The following is a 17,362-nucleotide window of genomic DNA, read 5'->3' as shown; positions in this document are numbered from 1 at the left end:
CCCCGCCCCGGGTGGTTCCGCCGCGCCCGGTGGAAAAATTTATTTTTTTTTTGTTTGGGCCCTGGGGGGTTTTGGGTTCTCCCCCTTCCGCCGCTTTGCGGCGCCCCCCCCCCCCCCCCCCCGTGGGGGGGGGGGGGGGGGGGGGCCCGCTTCCACGGGCGAGTAGTTCGCGGCGATGCCCCACCCCAACCCCTCCCCTGAAGGGGAGGGGCTCGGGTTGCTTCAGAGCGATGTCATCAGATGAATGTCGATGCGACCTTAGAACGCGCCCGACAGGGTGATGAAGCCCATGCGCGGCGGCTGGGCATAGCTGTTCCAGGTCTTGGCGGCGGCGCCGACGACCAGTTCGTAAATGCCCTTGCGGTTGGTCACGTTGGTGACGTTGACCGACAGCTTCAGGTCCCGGACGCCGAACCCGTCGATTGGCGGCAGGCTGTAGCCTGCCTGCAGGTTCAACAGATAGCGGCCGCCGATACCCTGATCGTTGGTATAGGTGGCATAGCGCGGCCCGACATAGTCACCGATCGCCTGAATCTCGAACGGGCCGTCGTTGATCGACACGACCGTCTTGTTCAGCCAGCGCGCGGTGTTGGGCACATATTTGCCCGCGGTCGCGATGGTGGTCGTGCCGCTGACATAATTGTCGCGATACTTCGAGCTGTTGTAGGACAGCGCGTTATAGACCGACAGATGCGGGCCGAAGCGCAAGGTCGCCGCCGCGTCGACGCCGTTGGTGCGCACCCGGCCGACATTCTGCAGGATCGACACGCCACCGATGACCGAGGCGATGACCGGCGTCGCGCTGATCTGAAGCAGGCGGTTGTCGAAATCGACATGATAGGCGCTGATCTGCGCCTCGATACCGGTCAGCGGGCCGAGGTCGAGCGCGTGGCGCGAGCGCAGGCCAGCCTCATAGGTCCACGACGTTTCCGGCGAGGTGTTCGCCTTGATCTGGTCGAACGCCTGCTGACTGCCGACCGCGAAGGGCGACAGACCCGCCGCGACCGAGGCCTGGAACTGGCGGACGTTCTTCTGGACATGACCGAACAGCTGGTCGTTGGCGCTGATGTCCCAGATCGCGCCGATGGCGGGCAGGAACCACTTCTTCGTGTTCAGCCGCCCTTCGGGATAGCCGGTCGAGGTGCCGGGCAACGCGCCGGGCAGCGGCTGGGTCGGCACGCGGCCATCGGCGAATTGCAGGCTGGACTTGAAGCCCGCCTCAAGCGTCACCGCCGGGGTAACGTGCCAGCGATCCTGGATATGCGTCTGGATCAGGTCGTATTTGGTGATCGCGGCATATTGGGTCAGGCGGCGCTGCGCGGGATCGGCCCATTCATAGGGCGAGGGCGGATTGTCGATCGGTGCGGCGTACCAGCGGCGGAAGATGGTGTTGCGGTTATGCTCGTACCAGCCGCCCAGTTCGATCTCATGGTCGCCCGCACGGATCGCCAGCGTCGAGATCGCCCCCTTGCGGTCGATGCCATATTCGGTGGTGCGCAGCGCATAGCCCGAGCCGCCGAAGACCTGCTTCAGATTTTGCCCCGGATAATAGATGCGGAACAGGCCGGGCAGACCGGCGGCCGCGATCGGGCCGGTGATCTGCCCCTGGCCTTCGTCATGGTGATAATAGACCTGATTGGCCCAGGTGACGGCGTCGCCGAAGCGGCGTTCATATTTGATATAGCCCAGATAGTCGGTGCGCTGCGCGTCGCCGAAATAGTTCATGTAATTATTGGGGTTGTTCGCGGGCGGCGCGCCGTTCGCATCGACATAGGCGAGCGCGGCCTGCCAGTTCGGATACAGGAGCGAGCGGTAATAGGGCTCCAGTCCGCCCGCATTGTGCGAGACCGAGTCCTGGTTCGGCTCGACCTTGTCCGAAATGTTGAAATAGCCGGTCAGCGTACCGTTCTCACCCTTGTGGACGAACTTGGCATTGCCCTGCCACCCGCCCTGCCTGGCGTTGAATTCCCAGGCGCGCGCCTTTTGCCGGACGACCGAGAGATAGCCGCTGTTCGTGCCGCCCAGCCCCTCGACCTCGCCGCTGTCGATGCGAAGGAAGCTGCGGCTGGCGTCATAGCTGCCCAGCGTCTGGGCGAAGCGGACGCCCATGGTCGCGGTCGGATCGCTCGAATAGGTCTCGATCCCGCCGCCCAGATTGCTGGCCGAGGCGGTGCCGAGATCGGCCGCGCCGGCGGTCAGGCGGACGCGCGCGACGTTTTCGGAAATGACCGCGCGCTGCGGGCTGAGGCCATTGTAATTGCCATAGGACTGGTCGCCCAGCGGCACGCCGTCGAGCGTGAAGCCCAGTTGGTTCTGGTTGAAGCCATGGACGAACAGCGCGATGTTCTGCTCGTTATTGCCCCAGGGGTCGGCCGTTTCGAACTGCACGCCGGGCAGCGTCTGGATCGCCTTCACCGGGTTCGCGCCGGGCAGCACCTTCTGGATTTCCGCCGCGCCCAGCTCGACCGAAGAGCGCGTGGTGCGCGTCGCGGTGACGACGATCTGGTCGCCATTGGTCGTCGCCTCGGCGGCGGCCGGATCGGATTGCTGCTGCGCCCAGGCGGGCATCGCGATGACGGCGGTGCCGATCATCAGCAGGGAACGGGAAAGAGAGAAACGCTGCACGACTTGGGGCCCCCAAAGGCTTTCAAAGGAGCGGCGCAGCTAGGGGGCTTCGGTGACGAGTTAACGACTGGTTAAAGACCAATATGTGACATTTCGGGCAGGAATGATCACTTTGTGGTCAACCGTCTGCACCATGGCTCACAAGCGATCTTTCCTCCCCTGGAAGGGGAGGTGGCAGGCCGAAGGCCTGACGGAGGGGTGTCGCGCTATCGAGAGGGGGACACCCCTCCGACGCGCTACGCGCGCCACCTCCCCTTCCAGGGGAGGAATGTTCTTACGCCATCACCAGTGCGTCGATCGCGGCCTGCAGGATATGCGCGGCGGCGAGGTTGTCGATCCGTTCGGCGCGTTTGGCGCGGCTCATGTCTTGCTCGATCATCGTGCGTTCGACCGCAACGGTCGACCAGCGTTCATCCCACAGCAGGATCGGCCCCAGATCGGCGCAGTTGCGCGCGAAGGCACGGGTCGATTGCGAGCGCGGGCTCTCGCTGCCGTCCAGATTGAGGGGCAGGCCGATGACCAGGCCCTGCACGCCCTGCTGCGCGATCATCGCGATAAGCTGTTCCTTGTCCTTGGTGAACTTGGTCCGGCGGATCAGCGTGGCGGGGCTGGCGAAGCTCCATCCGGCATCGCACAGCGCGGTGCCGACCGTCTTGGTGCCGACGTCCAGCCCGATCAGCCGCCCACCCGAGGGGAGGGCGGCGCGGAACTCGGTGCGGTCGGTGGTGATCAGGCTCATCAAAAGGCTTTCAAACGGCGATCCGCATCGGCGCGGACATTCGCCCAGAACAGGCTGTAATCATAGACGTGGTAATTGTTGCCCGGCAGCACATAGGGGCCGACGCTCGGCCCTTCGCCGATGGTCAAGATGCCGCGCCCTTCGCACTTGGCGGGGACCTTGCCCGCCACAATGGCGGCGGTCTTCAGGTCGGCGGAGGGGTAGAGCGTGCCCAGATTGGCGGCCGCCGGCGCGGCGACGCCCGGCGTGCCCGTCAGCGGGTTGGTGCACAGCATTTGCGTATCCTTGCGCGGTCGACCGGTATAGCCATTGGTCTGGTCGAACACGTCGAGGATCAGCGACGGGTCGGCCGGCTCACCAAAGCTCTGCCAACTCAGGATGCAGCCGGTCTGGTCGGGTGCCATGCAGGCGGGCAGCCCCATGGCGGGCAGGTCGGCGGTCATCGAGATCGGCCAGCCCACGACATAGGCCGCGACGATCCGGCGTTTCAGCGCGGGGTCCTTGGCCACCCGGTCGGTCAGGAGCCGCGACAGATGCAGCGCGCCCTGACTGTGTCCAGCGAGGATCAGCGGGCGGTTGGGATCGACATCCGCCAGAAAGGCGGTGAAGGCGGCATCCACGTCCTTATAGGCAAGGTCCAGCGCGCGCTCGGCATCGGCCATGCTGGTCAGGAACGCGCCGAAGGTCGCCTGGCGATAGCGCGGCGCCCAGATGTCGCCCGCGCCGTTGAAGGCGCTCGCCTGTCCACGCAGGAACAGCTCGGCGCGGCCATTGGTCTCGGGATCGTCGAGCGGGGCGTTCCAGTGCGCCTTGCTGATGTACGAGGTCGGGTGGATGAAGAACACCGCCGCGCCCTGGCCCGGCTTGCCCGGTTCATACCCCGTCGGCACCCAAAGGGCAGGATTGCCCGGCAGGTCGGGGCGCGCCAGCCACATCCTGGCATCGCGATATTGCTCGGCGCGCGTTGCCGCCTGGGTCTGGAACGACTCGGAGGGTACGGTCGACCAGCGGAGCAGCTGGTTGCCGAACAGCCGATAGGCGAAGGCGGCCGCGATCGTCAGCACGATGAGCGCCGCCACGACATACAGGAATTTGCGCGCCAACTCGTCACTCCATTGTGCGTTGCAGCAAAAGATCGGGGCCTGCAATTGCTATCCATGATGCCCCACTTGTCACCGTTGCAATCGCCGGGACGGCAAAAGCGTTGCGCGAAGCCGCGCGGCGATGCTAGCCGCAAATCCATGTCCGTAGATACCGCAACCGTGAAGAAGATCGCGAGCCTTGCCCGCATCGCGATCACCGAGGAGGACGCGACGCGCCTCGCCCCCGAGCTTGGGAACATCCTGGGCTGGATCGAGCAGCTCGGCGAGGTCGACACCCAAGGCGTCGAGCCGATGACGGCGGTAATCCCGAACCAGCTTCGCCTGCGCGACGACGTCGTCAACGACGGCGGCATCCGCGACCTCCTCATGCAGAATGCGCCACAGGCCGAACATGGCTTCTTCACGGTGCCCAAGGTGATCGAATAATGACCGACCTGACCACACTCGGCATCACCGCGATCCGCGATGGCGTGCGCGACGGCCAGTTCAAGGCGCGCGAAGTCGCCGAGGCTTTCAATGCCAAGGTCGCGGGTGCGCGGGCGCTCAACGCGTTTCTGGTCGAAACCCCCGATCACGCGCTCGCCGCCGCCGATGCGGCCGACGCGGCGCGGGCCGCTGGCGAGACGCTCAAGCCGCTCGCGGGCGTGCCGATCGGCATGAAGGACCTGTTCGCGACCAAGGGCGTCGCGACCACCGCCGCCAGCAAGATCCTTGAAGGCTTCGTGCCGCCCTACGAGTCGACCGTTTCGCAGAATCTGTGGAATGCCGGTGCGGGCATGCTCGGCAAGCTGAACCTCGACCAGTTCGCCATGGGCTCGTCCAACGAGACCAGCGCGTTCGGCAATGTCATCTCGCCTTGGCGTCGCCCGAACGACACCGCCCCGCTCGCCCCCGGTGGGTCCTCGGGCGGTTCGTCGACGGCGGTGTCGGCGGGGCTGGCGCCGGGCGCGACGGGTACCGACACCGGCGGCTCGATCCGCCAGCCCGCCGCCTTCACCGGCATTTCGGGCATCAAGCCGACCTATGGCCGCTGCTCGCGCTGGGGCACGATCGCCTTCGCCTCCTCGCTCGACCAGGCGGGACCGATGGCGCGCGACGTGCGCGACTGCGCGATCATGCTGGAGGCGATGGCGGGCTTCGACGCCAAGGATGCGACCTCGCTGAAGCTGGACGTGCCCAACTGGGAAGCGGCGCTGTCGGCGGACCTGAAGGGCAAGAAGGTCGGCGTGCCCAAGGAATACCGGGTCGACGGCATGCCCGCCGAGATCGAGGCACTGTGGCAACAGGGTATCGACTGGATGCGCGATGCCGGTGCCGAGATCGTCGAGGTCTCGCTGCCGCACACCAAATATGCACTGCCGGCCTATTACATCATCGCGCCGGCCGAGGCGTCGTCCAACCTCGCCCGCTATGACGGCGTGCGCTATGGCCTGCGCGATCTGCCCGAAGGGGCGGGGTTGCAGGACATGTACGCCGCGACCCGCGCCGCCGGGTTCGGCGACGAGGTGAAGCGCCGCATCCTGATCGGTACCTACGTCCTGTCGGCGGGCTTCTACGATGCGTATTACACCCAGGCGCAGAAGGTCCGCACGCTGATTGCGCGCGATTTCGAGCGGGCGTTCGGCGAGTGCGACGTGCTCCTGACCCCGACCGCGCCGTCGGCGGCGTTCGCGCTGGGCGAGAAGCAGGCCGATCCGCTGGCCATGTACCTCAACGACGTGTTCACGGTGCCCGCCTCGCTGGCCGGGCTCCCCGCCATGTCGGTGCCGGGTGGTCTGGACAAGGACGGGCTGCCGCTCGGCCTCCAGATCATCGGCAAGGCGCTGGATGAGCAGGGCGTGCTGAACGCCAGCCTGGCCATCGAGCAGCGCGCGGGGTTCACCGCGCGTCCGCAGGCCTGGTGGTAAGCGACCGCGCCTTTACGGCCCGCAACATCGCCGTGTTGCGGGAGGCGCAGGGCGCCCTGAACGTTGCGTTCGGGGCGATCCTGAGCGCCTATGTCGGCGTGTCGTTGACCAATATCGACAACCACCCCTTTGACCATCCTACGCTGGCGCGCTTCTTTCTGGGCGTGGCGGGCTTCATCCTGTGCCTGTGCGTGGGCAACAGCGTGATCCTGCGCGGTGAGTTCCGCCTGGGCATCGCCTTTCTGATGCTGGGCGCGGGGGCGGCCTATATGGGGTTGATGGAGGCGCGGAACCTTGGCTTCGAGACCGCGATCCTGCGCATCCTGTCGACCTGCTGGATCGTCGCCCTGCTGGGCAGCAACGCCGTCCTGACGGCGATCAACTATCTTCATCATCGAGATCGAACATGAGCGAATATCGCATTCAGGGCGCGAGCGGAGAATGGGAGGTCGTGATCGGCCTGGAAGTCCACGCCCAGGTCACCTCCAACGCCAAGCTGTTCTCCGGCGCGGCCACCGCCTTCGGTGCGGAGCCGAACACGCAGGTCTCGCTGGTCGACGCCGCGATGCCCGGCATGCTGCCCGTGCCCAACATGGAGTGCATCCGCCAGGCGGTGCGCACCGGCATGGCGATCGATGCGCAGATCAATAAGTGGTCGCGCTTCGACCGCAAGAATTACTTCTACGCCGATCTGCCGCAGGGTTATCAGATCAGCCAGCTCTACCACCCGCTGGTGGGCGAGGGCACGATCGAGATCAGCCTGGACGAGAAGAACCCTGACGGTCCCACCAAGTCTATCGGCGTCGAGCGCATCCATGTCGAGCAGGATGCGGGCAAGCTGATGCACGATCAGCATCCGACCCGCTCCTATGTCGACCTCAACCGCTCGGGCGTGGCGCTGATGGAGATCGTCAGCCGCCCCGACATGCGTTCGCCTGCCGAAGCAGGGGCTTATCTCCGCAAGCTGCGCGCCATTCTCCGCTATGTCGGGTCGTGCGACGGCAATATGGAAGAAGGCTCGATGCGCGCCGACGTGAACGTGTCGGTGCGCAAACCAGGTGACGAGTTCGGCACGCGCACCGAGACGAAGAACGTCAACTCGGTCCGCTTCGTGATGGCCGCGATCGAATATGAGGCCAAGCGCCAGGTCGCGGTGCTGGAGGATGGCGGCAAGATCGTCCAGGAAACCCGCCTCTTCAACGTCGAGAGCGGCACCACCCGCTCGATGCGGTCGAAGGAAGATGCGCATGACTATCGCTACTTCCCCGATCCCGACCTGCTGCCGCTGGAACTGACCGACGCGTTCGTCGAGGAATGCCGCGCCAGCCTGCCCGAACTGCCCGACGCCAAGCGTCGCCGCTACGAGGCGCTGGGCCTGACCGCTTATAATGCGGGCGTGCTGACCGCCGAAGTCGAGACGGCGCGCTGGTTCGACGGCCTGCTCGACGCGCTGGAAGGCACGAGCGCCAAGCCCGCGCAGGCGGCGAACTGGGTTGCGGCGGAGCTGTTCGGCGCGCTCAACCGGTTGGGCAAGGACATCACCGAAAGCCCGGTGTCGCCCGCCCAGGCCGCCGAACTGCTGGCGCTGGTGGCGGACGGCACGCTGTCGGGCAGCCTGTCGAAGCAGGTGTTCGAGATCATGCTGGAGACGGGCGACGGTCCGTCCAAGATCGTCGAAGAGCGCGGCCTCAAGCAGACCAGCGACACTGGCGCGATCGAGGCGGTGATCGCCGAGGTTCTGGAGAAGAACCCGAACCAGCTGGGCCAGTATCGTGCGGGCAAGGAGGCGCTGTTCGGGTTCTTCGTTGGGCAGACGATGAAGGCGATGGGCGGCAAGGCCAACCCGGCGGTGGTGAATGACCTGTTGAAGAAGGCGCTGGCGGGATGATGTGATGTGCTCCCCCTCCCGCAGGCGGGAGGGGGTTGGGGGGAGGGTAGGGAGCCTCGCAGAGGGCGTCGCCCGTGGCTTTCCCTCCCCCATCCCCTCCCGCCTGCGGGAGGGGCGTGCTTCGGGCGAGCGCCATGCGCAGTTGTGAGATTCGGATGCACCGATCGGCCTGCGATAATCGTCGCACTCCGCCATAACCCGCTCCCCTCCCGCAAGCGGGAGGGGCTGGGGGAGGGCAAGGGGGTCTCACCGAGACCACCCCCTCAATTACTGCGCATCCAAATCCTGGTTCCGCACCACGCCGCCGGTCCCACCGACGCCGTCATGCTCGCCGGTATCGGTAAAGGTCACCGGCTCCTCACCGCCCTCACCACGCGCAACCGCATCGGAGCGCGCCTCGACGGCCTGCTCGATGTCACTGCGCTCATCCTCACGCGGCGGGCTGTCCGGGTTGTTCTCGGGCACCTCGCTGGGCGGGCTGTCGGGATGGTTTTCGGGGTTGGTCGCCATCATTGCTCCTCTCAAATCTGTAGCGGCTGGGCCGTGCCGGGATCGCCCGGACCCACGCCGGGGGCGGGCTGGTCGATGTCCGGGCCGGGCGGCACGATCTCGGGCGGGGGCGTGTCGGGTTGCGCCGGCTGGGTCGGCTGCGGGCTTTCGGGCGGGGGCTGGGTGGCCATTCTCGCTCTCCTTTCGGGGAATTGGAGGGCTTAAACGCATGTCGCACGCACATGTTGCCTGTTGTCCCTTGTGCAGGCCGCCCATGGTGATATAGACGCGCGCCCATCGGCGGTGTCCTCGTGCGGGCGTGGCGGAACTGGTAGACGCGCTGGATTTAGGTTCCAGTATCGTAAGATGTGGGGGTTCGAGTCCCTTCGCCCGCACCAGTCCCCGGTCAAGAACGGGGCGACAGCCACACGGAATTTCTCCAGATTGAAGGCCTTTAGATGCAGACTGTCGAGACGCTGAACGAGGGGCTGAAGCGCGCCTACACGCTCACCATCACCGCCAAGGATATCGAGGGCAAGGTCGATGCCGAGCTGAAGCGGATCGCTCCGCAGATGAAGATGCCCGGCTTCCGCCCCGGCAAGGTGCCGACCAACCTGGTCCGCAAGATGCACGGCCCGGCGCTCCTCCAGGACGCGCTGAACACCGCGCTGCAGGAAGGCGTGCAGTCGCTGATCGCCGAGAAGAACCTGCGCCCCGCGATGCAGCCGCAGGTCGAACTGGTCGGTGAGTATGAGCAGGGCAAGGATGCCACGCTGAACGTCACGCTCGAAGTTCTGCCGCAGGTCCCGACCCCGGCGATCGACGCACTGAAGCTCGAGCGTCTGACCGTGCCGGTCGCCGATGAGGCGGTGGACGAGCAGCTCCAGAAGTTCGCCGACCAGCAGAAGCGCTGGGACGATGCGGGCGACAAGGCCGCCGAGCAGGGCGACCAGGTCACCGTCGACTTCGTCGGCAAGACCGCCGACGGCGTCGCCTTCGAGGGTGGCTCGGGCGAGGACATGGCGGTCGAGATCGGCGGCGGTCGCCTGATCCCCGGTTTCGAGGACCAGCTGGTCGGCGTGAAGGCCGGTGAAGAGAAGCAGATCTCGGTCACCTTCCCCGAGGACTATCCCGCCAAGAACCTGGCCGGTCAGCCCGCGACCTTCGACCTGACGATCAAGTCGGTGAAGACCGCCGGCGAAGCCAAGGTCGACGACGAGATGGCCAAGAATCTGGGCCTGGAAAGCCTGGAGCAGCTGCGCGGCCTGCTGAAGGGGCAGATCGAGCAGGAGCATAACGGCCTGACCCGCACCTACATGAAGCGCAAGCTGCTCGACCAGCTGGCCGACGGTCATGACTTCGAAGTGCCGCCGTCGATGGTCGAGGCCGAGTTCTCGCAGATCTGGGCGCAGCTCGAGCATGAAGCGACCCATGAGGAGGACCCCGAGGCCGCCAAGGCCGAGATGGAGAAGGAGCGCGACGATTATCGCAAGATCGCCGAGCGCCGCGTCCGTCTGGGCCTGCTGCTGTCGGAAATCGGTCAGGCGAACGGCGTCGACGTGACCGCGCAGGAAATGAACCGCCTGATCGCGCAGGCCGCGCAGCAGTACGGCCCGGAAGATCGCCAGCGTTTCATCCAGTATATCCAGCAGGAGCCGATGGCCGCCGCCCAGCTGCGCGCCCCGCTCTATGAGGACAAGGTCGTCGACTTCCTGTTCGACAAGGCCGAGATCACCGACCGCGAAACCACCCGTGAGGAGCTGGAAGCCGCGATCGAGAGCGAGGACGGCTTCGCGACCGGCACGCACGTCCACAATCACGATCACGACCATGATCATGACCACGGCAAGAAGTCGAAGGCGAAGGCCAACAAGGCCGACGTGACCGAGGACGCCGCCGACGAAGGCACCGAGGACGCGCCGAAGAAGGCGACCCGCGCCAAGAAGGCCGCTCCGGCCGAGGTCGAGGGCGATGCCGCCGAGGCGACCGAGGAAGCCGCGCCGAAAAAGCCGCGCGCCAAGAAGGCCGCCGCTCCGGCGGAAGGCGAGGCCGAGGCTGCCGAGGCGCCCGCCAAGAAGCCGCGCGCCAAGAAGGCCGCGCCGACCGAATAAGGGCGGCGTCGGACTTCGGTTCGTGACGAAACAAGGGAAGGGCGGTCGCGCGAGCGGTCGCCCTTCCTGTATCTGGAAGCGCCTTCATTCCTCCCCTGTAAGGGGAGGTGGCAGGCCGCAGGCCTGACGGAGGGGTGTTACCCGCGGTGAGGTCGAATCGCCTTTGCGACCGGGGACACCCCTCCACCAGCTTCGCTGGTCCCCCTCCCCTTGCAGGGGAGGATTGGTATACGAGCATCGCGCCATGTCAGGTGGCGCAGAGGGACGCAGGGCGGGATCGCCCGCCTTTGGACGAGGACAGGTTGTGAACGAACCCCGGATCGCGGTGCTGCTGCCCTGCTACAACGAGGAAGCGGCGATCGCGCAGACCATTGCGGGGTTCCGCGAGGCGCTCCCCGCCGCGACCATCTATGTCTATGACAATAACAGCCGCGACCGCACGGTGGAGGTCGCGCGTGCGGCCGGTGCCGTCGTCCGGTCGGAGCGTATCCAGGGCAAGGGCGCGGTGGTGCGGCGGATGTTCGCCGATATCGATGCCGACATCTATGTCATGGCCGATGGCGACGCGACCTATGACGCCGCGTCGGCGCCCGATCTGGTCGCGCGCATGGTCGAGGAACAGCTCGACATGGTCGTCGGCCAGCGGGTGAGCGAGGCGGAGTTGGCCTATCGGCGTGGCCACCGGTTCGGCAATGCGATGCTGACCGGCATGCTCGCCAAGCTGTTCGGGCGCAGCTTCACCGACATCCTGTCCGGCTATCGCGTGTTTTCACGCCGGTTCGTCAAGAGCTTCCCGGTCCTCTCGGTCGGGTTCGAGATCGAGACCGAGATCAGCGTCCATGCGCTGGAGCTGAAAATGCCCTGCGCCGAGATCGCGACCCCCTATTATGCGCGCCCCGAGGGGTCGGCGTCGAAGCTGAGCACCTATTCGGATGGCTGGCGTATTTTGCGGACCATCATCAAGCTGTACCGGATCGAGCGGCCGATGTGGTTCTTCGGCGCGGTTGCCGGGCTGCTGGCGGCGCTGTCGGTGCTGCTCGCCATTCCGATCATCCTGACCTATCTGCACACGCATCAGGTGCCACGCTTCCCGACCGCGATCCTGTCGATGGGGCTGATGCTGCTGGCCGCGCTCAACCTGTTCACCGGGCTGATCCTGGATACGGTGGTGCGCGGACGACAGGAGGTCCGGCGGCTCGCCTATCTGTCGCACCCCGCGCCGGGCGGCACGCGATAAGCCCGGTCGCGACAGGCCAGCGCGAACAGCGCGAAGCCGGTCGCGATCGTCCAGACCAATGTCCGCTCCATGAACCAGGCGTGGATCATGGTATGCTGCCAGAAACCGGTCAGCATCAGCAGGATCGCCGCGTTGGAGGCGAGGAGCGCCAGGGTGCGCTGACGCACGACCGGGTCGGCGGATCGCAGCAGGTGGCGTGCACCCCATAGGCCGGCAAGCAGCGCGATGGCGACGATCGCCCCGGCCATGACGTGCATGCCCGGCGCCAGGCCGTTGATCCCCTTGGCCAGCTTCTTGGCCATCAGCGCGAGGCCCAGGTCGCGTGTCTCGCCGCGCGTCGCGTCCATACCCATCCGCATCTTCAACTGAAGCGCATCCTCGCGCATCGATGCGAGGCCGAAGACCTTGAGCACCAGCGCGATCTTCAGCAGCATGACGGTGGCGATCGACGCGCAGAAGCCGATCAGCGGCGCGAGGGGAAAGACCGGCCCGCGCGCCTCGGCACGGCTGCTCCAGGCGAAGGGCAGTCCGCCGATCACCGCCGCTAGCCCGAGCGGGATGCCGCCGGTCAGGAACTCGAAGCAGATGGTCAGCGCGCCGAACAGCGCGGCCGAGATCAGCGCCGCGCGCCGACCGATCCCCCACGTGGTGCCGACCACCGCCAGGAACAACAGATAGCCGATCAGCACGATGTCCGCCGGCCCGTGCCCCAGCGACTGGCCATAGGTCTCCAGCCCGAACCAGCGCGAGACGGCGAGGAAGACGATCAGCCAGAACAGCCCCTGCACCGGCCTGCGTCCCCGCCCGAGCGCGATCAGGCCGGTGACGATCCCGGCGAGCACGAGCAGCGTCAGGACCGTGTGATACAGGTTGCGGATCGCCGCCACCGACAGGACGGGCAGCAGATACCGCGCCAGCATCGCATGGCCATGGACATAACGGTGGTAGAAGACGGTGCCGACCGGTGGTTCGCCATTGATGAAGCCATGCACCGTCTGGCACTCGCCGCGTGGGGGCACCGGCACTTGCACCAGCGGACTGACGGTCAGTTGGGCCGGGCTCGCGCGCTGGTCGACTGCGAGGCGCAGGATCAGGCAGTCATTATATTGATGCCGGCCGATATCCGTGTTGCCGTCGAGATAATCCTGATCCTGCAACGCCCCGCTGGCAAAGGCCTGCGCGATATGCGCACGGGCGGTGGCCACGTCGCGGCCCAGACTCGCGCGATTGGCGAGGCAGAACAGGCCGAAGAACAGCGCCCCGATCACCATGCCGACCAGCCCCGCGCGGATGGCATCGGGCAGCAGCCCGCGCCAGAAAGCCGGGTTCCTCAGGCGTTTGGCGCGCGCCGGGGCGTCAGCTTGGGATGCCGTCATGATCCTTCTTCCGCCGCCCCTCATGATACACGACCGATCCTGGCCCTAGACCGGGACGCATGGAAAGAGGGTAAACACCGACGCCCCGCACCAATGGGACAGCCGGCGGGGCTTGAACTTGCGGGCCGCCCACGCGACATAGGGGCTCTTCTGGGCATAAGAGAGATTTCCATGCACAATCCGTTCGAGACCGGCGATTTCGCGAGCCCGCTGGCCCATGCTGGCGTCGGGCTGCGGCAGACGCAGGCCGGGCTGGTTCCGATCGTCATCGAACAGTCGAACCGCGGCGAACGGTCGTTCGATATCTTCAGCCGCCTCCTGCGCGAGCGCATCATCTTCGTCACCGGCGGTGTCGAGGACGGCATGGCCTCGCTGATCTGCGCGCAGCTGCTGTTCCTTGAGTCGGAAAATCCGAAGAAGGACATCTATATGTACATCAACTCGCCGGGCGGTGTCGTCACGGCGGGCATGGCGATCCATGACACGATGCAGTATATTCGTCCGCGCGTCGGCACGCTGTGCATCGGTCAGGCCGCCTCGATGGGCAGCTTCCTGCTGTCGGCCGGTGAGCCGGGCATGCGCGTGGCGACCACGAACAGCCGCATCATGATCCACCAGCCCTCGGGCGGGGCGCAGGGCATGGCCGCGGACATCGAGATTCAGGCGCGCGAGATCCTGCGCATGCGGCACTTCCTGAACACGCTGTACGCCAAGTACACCGGCAAGCCGCTCGAGGAGATCGAGCGGGCGATGGACCGTGACAAGTTCATGAGCGCCGAGGAGGCCAAGGAGTTCGGCCTGATCGACCAGGTGTTCGACAAGCGTCCGACCCCGGCCGACGACGCGTCGACCGCAGCGTAAGACGGGTCGTTCAGCGTGAACGGTTTATTTCGATTGTGACTTTATCGGGGTGCGGTACGATGCGCACCCCGGCAACGGTAGCGCACCGTTTGATGGGTGCGAGAGGTGATTGATGGACAAGGTGAGCGGTGGCAACTCGAAAAGCACCCTCTATTGCTCGTTCTGCGGCAAGTCGCAGCACGAGGTGCGCAAGCTGATCGCGGGGCCGACCGTCTTCATTTGCGACGAGTGCGTGGAGCTGTGCAACGACATCATCCGTGAGGAGACCAAGTCCGCGCTGGTTTCCAAGAAGGATGGTGGCGTGCCGACGCCGCAGGAAATCTGCAACGTGCTCGACGATTATGTCATCGGGCAGAAGCAGGCCAAGCGTGTCCTGTCGGTCGCGGTGCACAACCACTATAAGCGCTTGAACCACGGTGCGAAGGGCGCCGACGTCGAACTCGCCAAGTCGAACATCCTGCTCGTCGGCCCGACCGGCTGCGGCAAGACGCTGCTCGCGCAGACGCTGGCGCGCATCCTCGACGTGCCGTTCACCATGGCGGACGCGACGACGCTGACCGAGGCCGGTTATGTCGGTGAGGATGTCGAGAACATCATCCTGAAGCTGCTCCAGGCGTCGGACTACAATGTCGAGCGGGCGCAGCGCGGCATCGTCTATATCGACGAGATCGACAAGATCAGCCGCAAGGCCGAGAATCCCTCGATCACCCGCGACGTGTCGGGCGAAGGCGTTCAGCAGGCGCTCCTGAAGTTGATGGAAGGCACGACCGCGAGCGTTCCGCCCCAGGGCGGCCGCAAGCATCCCCAGCAGGAGTTCCTGCAGGTCGACACGACGAACATCTTGTTCATCTGCGGCGGCGCGTTCGCGGGGCTCGAGAAGATCATCGGCGACCGTCTGCAGGGCAAGTCGATCGGCTTCGGCGCTTATGTCGCGGCTCCCGAGGAGAAGCGGACGGGCGAATATCTGCGCCAGACCGAGCCGGAGGATCTCCTCAAGTTCGGCCTGATCCCCGAATTCGTCGGCCGTCTGCCGGTCATAGCGACGCTGGAAGACCTCGACATCTCGGCACTGGTCAAGATCCTGTCCGAGCCGAAGAACGCGCTGGTCAAACAGTATCAGAAGCTGTTCGAGATGGAGAATGTCGAACTCGACTTCACCGACGACGCGCTGACCACGGTCGCCAAGAAGGCGATCGAGCGCAAGACCGGTGCGCGTGGGCTTCGCTCGATCCTGGAGGGCATCCTGCTCGACACCATGTTCGACCTGCCCGGCATGGACGGCGTCGACGAGGTGATGGTCGACAAGGACGTGGTCGAGGGCCGCAAGGAACCGATCCGCGTCTATGCCGAAAAGTCCAAGCAGAAGGACGGCGCGGCGGCCTGATCGGCACCGTGACGGTTCGGAATTGATGACGGGCGCTTCCCTCGGGGAGCGCCCGTTTTTCATGGCCCGTTTCCCATGGGATGTGTGCGATGGTGACGATCCGTGAGGCGCAAGCCGGCGACCGGGCGGCGGTGGCGACGATGCTGGGCCGCGCCTTCGCCGATGATCCGGCCATGTCCTATATCTTCCCCGACGCGACGCGACGGGTGAAGCGGCTGCCCAGTCTATTCGCGCTGCTCTTCGACAGCGACGCGGTGGGGATGCGGCTGGTCAGCGAGGACGCGGATGCCGGCACCTTCTGGCGGCCACCGGGGCAGGCGCATGTGCCCATGACCGCGATGCTGGCCCAGGCGATCCCGCTGCTGACCACGCTGGGCACCGCGCTGCCCCGTGCGCTGCGCCTGTCGCACGCGATCGAGGCGCATTTCCCGGCCGAGCCCTTCTGGTATCTCCATATCGCCGGGGTCGATCCGGCGCGGCAAGGGCAGGGGCTGGGCGGCGCCTCGATCCGGGCTGGGCTGGCGCGGTGCGACGCCTCGGGCGTGCCCGCCTATTTGGAGACGGCGACCGAGAGCAATGTCGGGCTCTATGCGCGGCTGGGGTTCGAGCTGACCGGGGAATGGTCGGTGCCGAAAGGCGGTCCCCGCTTCTGGTCGATGATGCGGCCGGTGGGCGGCTGATCCTCCCCGGCACGGGGAGGGGGACCATCGCGAAGCGATGGGGGAGGGGGCGTGCCCCTGGCGATGACCTTTGGGGAAGCCCCCCTCCGTCAGCGCTGACGCGCTGCCACCTCCCCGGGCCGGGGAGGATATTGGTTTGCCGCCACGCGTTGCCACTCCGAACAGGAGAGCCGCCGATGAAGCCCCATATGATCTGCCACATGATTTGCAGCCTGGACGGGCGTATCCTGCAAAGTCGGTGGCGGCCGGAAAGCTACAAACCGGGCGATCTGTTCGAGGATTTGCATGACCGGATCGGCGGCGATGCCTGGATCGTCGGGCGCGTCACGGGGCAGGAGTTCGCCAAGGGCGATCGTTACCCCGACACCGATCAGCGTTTCCCCCGCGAAAACTGGTTCGCGCGCCGAGAGGCCGAGGCGTTCGGCGTCGTGCTCGACGAACAGGGCAAGATCGTATGGGGGCGTGGCGATATCGGCGGCGATCCGATCGTCGTCGTCCTGACCGAAGCGGTGTCGGACACGCATCTCGCCGGACTACGGAGCGACGGGGTGTCCTATATCTTTGCGGGCGCCGAGACGATCGATCTGAAAGCGGTCCCCGATATCCTCAACCGCGAACTGGGTGTGGAGACCTTGCTGGTCGAGGGGGGCGGTACCGCCAATGGCGAATTCCTCCGCGCCGGATTGATCGATGAGATCAGCATCGCGCTCTGCCCGGCGGTCGATGGCGCGGCGGGGGCACCGAGCGTGTTCCATTCGGCAGATATGGACGCGGATACGCCTGCGCCGCTGACCGGATTGACCTTGACCCATCATGAAATGCTGCCGGGTGGTGAGGTCTGGTTGCGGTACAAAGTAGAGAATGGGGCTAGGGTTCAAACTCAATCAGCCTCTTGAGGGGTGATGGTTTTCCTGATTCACTGGTGTGTGGATCAGGAGGAGTGAGGCATGGCGCTGTTCTGG

Annotated in this window: 16 protein-coding genes and 1 tRNA gene; 11 read left to right on the top strand and 6 right to left on the bottom strand. The window is 65.9% G+C overall.

The features are described from left to right. Positions 1-258: 258 nt before the first annotated feature. From GGR48_RS17515 to GGR48_RS17505, 3 genes are all read right to left on the bottom strand, one after another. Positions 259-2,592 carry a TonB-dependent receptor gene (locus tag GGR48_RS17515; protein WP_183953128.1) on the bottom strand — a complete coding sequence of 778 codons (2,334 nt, stop codon included), beginning with the start codon at positions 2,590-2,592 and terminating at the stop codon, positions 259-261. A gap of 307 nt (positions 2,593-2,899) precedes the next feature. After that, the gene (gene ruvX / locus GGR48_RS17510; RefSeq protein ID WP_183953126.1) at positions 2,900-3,364 is read right to left on the bottom strand and encodes a Holliday junction resolvase RuvX; all 465 of its coding nucleotides are present in this window, start codon (positions 3,362-3,364) and stop codon (positions 2,900-2,902) included. Further along, positions 3,364-4,467 (bottom strand): DUF3089 domain-containing protein, encoded by a 1,104-nt coding sequence (locus GGR48_RS17505; protein ID WP_183953125.1) that lies wholly within the window; start codon positions 4,465-4,467, stop codon positions 3,364-3,366. The genes ruvX and GGR48_RS17505 overlap by 1 nt, the downstream gene beginning before the upstream one ends. Positions 4,468-4,605: 138 nt before the next feature. Here GGR48_RS17505 and gatC point away from each other — a divergent pair, with 138 nt between their 5' ends. Genes gatC through gatB form a run of 4 tightly spaced genes read left to right on the top strand, consistent with a single transcriptional unit; the run spans position 4,606 to position 8,262 of the window. Beyond that, on the top strand, positions 4,606-4,893 hold the full coding sequence (gene gatC / locus GGR48_RS17500; protein ID WP_037568622.1) for an Asp-tRNA(Asn)/Glu-tRNA(Gln) amidotransferase subunit GatC: 288 nt from the start codon (positions 4,606-4,608) through the stop codon (positions 4,891-4,893). Then, complete coding sequence (gatA, locus tag GGR48_RS17495; RefSeq protein WP_183953124.1) at positions 4,893-6,374, top strand: Asp-tRNA(Asn)/Glu-tRNA(Gln) amidotransferase subunit GatA; 1,482 nt, start codon at positions 4,893-4,895, stop codon at positions 6,372-6,374. Before gatC ends, gatA begins: the two co-directional genes overlap by 1 nt. Continuing rightward, positions 6,368-6,784 carry a hypothetical protein gene (locus GGR48_RS17490; protein ID WP_338110554.1) on the top strand — a complete coding sequence of 139 codons (417 nt, stop codon included), beginning with the start codon at positions 6,368-6,370 and terminating at the stop codon, positions 6,782-6,784. Before gatA ends, GGR48_RS17490 begins: the two co-directional genes overlap by 7 nt. Continuing rightward, complete coding sequence (gene gatB, locus GGR48_RS17485) at positions 6,781-8,262, top strand: Asp-tRNA(Asn)/Glu-tRNA(Gln) amidotransferase subunit GatB (RefSeq protein ID WP_183953123.1); 1,482 nt, start codon at positions 6,781-6,783, stop codon at positions 8,260-8,262. The genes GGR48_RS17490 and gatB overlap by 4 nt, the downstream gene beginning before the upstream one ends. Positions 8,263-8,529: 267 nt before the next feature. Here the strand turns inward: gatB and GGR48_RS17480 are convergent, their stop codons facing one another. Together GGR48_RS17480 and GGR48_RS17475 are read right to left on the bottom strand one after the other, a co-directional pair. Further along, the gene (locus GGR48_RS17480; RefSeq protein WP_183953122.1) at positions 8,530-8,775 is read right to left on the bottom strand and encodes a hypothetical protein; all 246 of its coding nucleotides are present in this window, start codon (positions 8,773-8,775) and stop codon (positions 8,530-8,532) included. A gap of 8 nt (positions 8,776-8,783) precedes the next feature. Then, the gene (locus GGR48_RS17475; RefSeq protein WP_183953121.1) at positions 8,784-8,942 is read right to left on the bottom strand and encodes a hypothetical protein; all 159 of its coding nucleotides are present in this window, start codon (positions 8,940-8,942) and stop codon (positions 8,784-8,786) included. 122 nt (positions 8,943-9,064) lie between these two features. Here GGR48_RS17475 and GGR48_RS17470 point away from each other — a divergent pair. From GGR48_RS17470 to GGR48_RS17460, 3 genes are all read left to right on the top strand, one after another. Then, a tRNA-Leu gene (locus GGR48_RS17470) sits at positions 9,065-9,149 on the top strand. 60 nt (positions 9,150-9,209) lie between these two features. After that, positions 9,210-10,862: a trigger factor gene (gene tig, locus GGR48_RS17465; RefSeq protein WP_183953120.1), complete on the top strand. Its 1,653-nt coding sequence runs from the start codon at positions 9,210-9,212 to the stop codon at positions 10,860-10,862. Positions 10,863-11,166: 304 nt separating this feature from the next. Beyond that, positions 11,167-12,099 carry a glycosyltransferase gene (locus GGR48_RS17460; protein ID WP_183953119.1) on the top strand — a complete coding sequence of 311 codons (933 nt, stop codon included), beginning with the start codon at positions 11,167-11,169 and terminating at the stop codon, positions 12,097-12,099. On the opposite strand, the gene GGR48_RS17455 is transcribed toward GGR48_RS17460, so the two are convergent. Next, entirely contained in the window at positions 12,063-13,475 is a 1,413-nt protein-coding gene (locus GGR48_RS17455) for a hypothetical protein (RefSeq protein WP_183953118.1), read from the bottom strand. The genes GGR48_RS17460 and GGR48_RS17455 overlap by 37 nt on opposite strands. A 171-nt stretch (positions 13,476-13,646) precedes the next feature. Between GGR48_RS17455 and clpP the strand changes: the two genes are divergently transcribed. The 4 genes from clpP (at position 13,647) to GGR48_RS17435 (ending at position 17,296) form a co-directional block, all read left to right on the top strand. After that, positions 13,647-14,336, top strand: a complete 690-nt coding sequence (gene clpP, locus GGR48_RS17450) for an ATP-dependent Clp endopeptidase proteolytic subunit ClpP (protein ID WP_056434117.1) — start codon at positions 13,647-13,649, stop codon at positions 14,334-14,336. Positions 14,337-14,448: 112 nt separating this feature from the next. After that, complete coding sequence (clpX, locus tag GGR48_RS17445; RefSeq protein WP_183953117.1) at positions 14,449-15,720, top strand: ATP-dependent Clp protease ATP-binding subunit ClpX; 1,272 nt, start codon at positions 14,449-14,451, stop codon at positions 15,718-15,720. 89 nt (positions 15,721-15,809) lie between these two features. Further along, on the top strand, positions 15,810-16,400 hold the full coding sequence (locus GGR48_RS17440; protein WP_183953116.1) for a GNAT family N-acetyltransferase: 591 nt from the start codon (positions 15,810-15,812) through the stop codon (positions 16,398-16,400). Positions 16,401-16,576: 176 nt separating this feature from the next. Beyond that, positions 16,577-17,296: a RibD family protein gene (locus GGR48_RS17435; protein WP_183953115.1), complete on the top strand. Its 720-nt coding sequence runs from the start codon at positions 16,577-16,579 to the stop codon at positions 17,294-17,296. The last annotated feature ends 66 nt before the right edge of the window (positions 17,297-17,362 follow it).

This window comes from Sphingomonas pseudosanguinis, assembly GCF_014196255.1.
In the GTDB taxonomy this organism is placed as follows: Bacteria; Pseudomonadota; Alphaproteobacteria; order Sphingomonadales; family Sphingomonadaceae; genus Sphingomonas; species Sphingomonas pseudosanguinis.
This window is presented reverse-complemented; position numbering and strand designations above follow the sequence as displayed.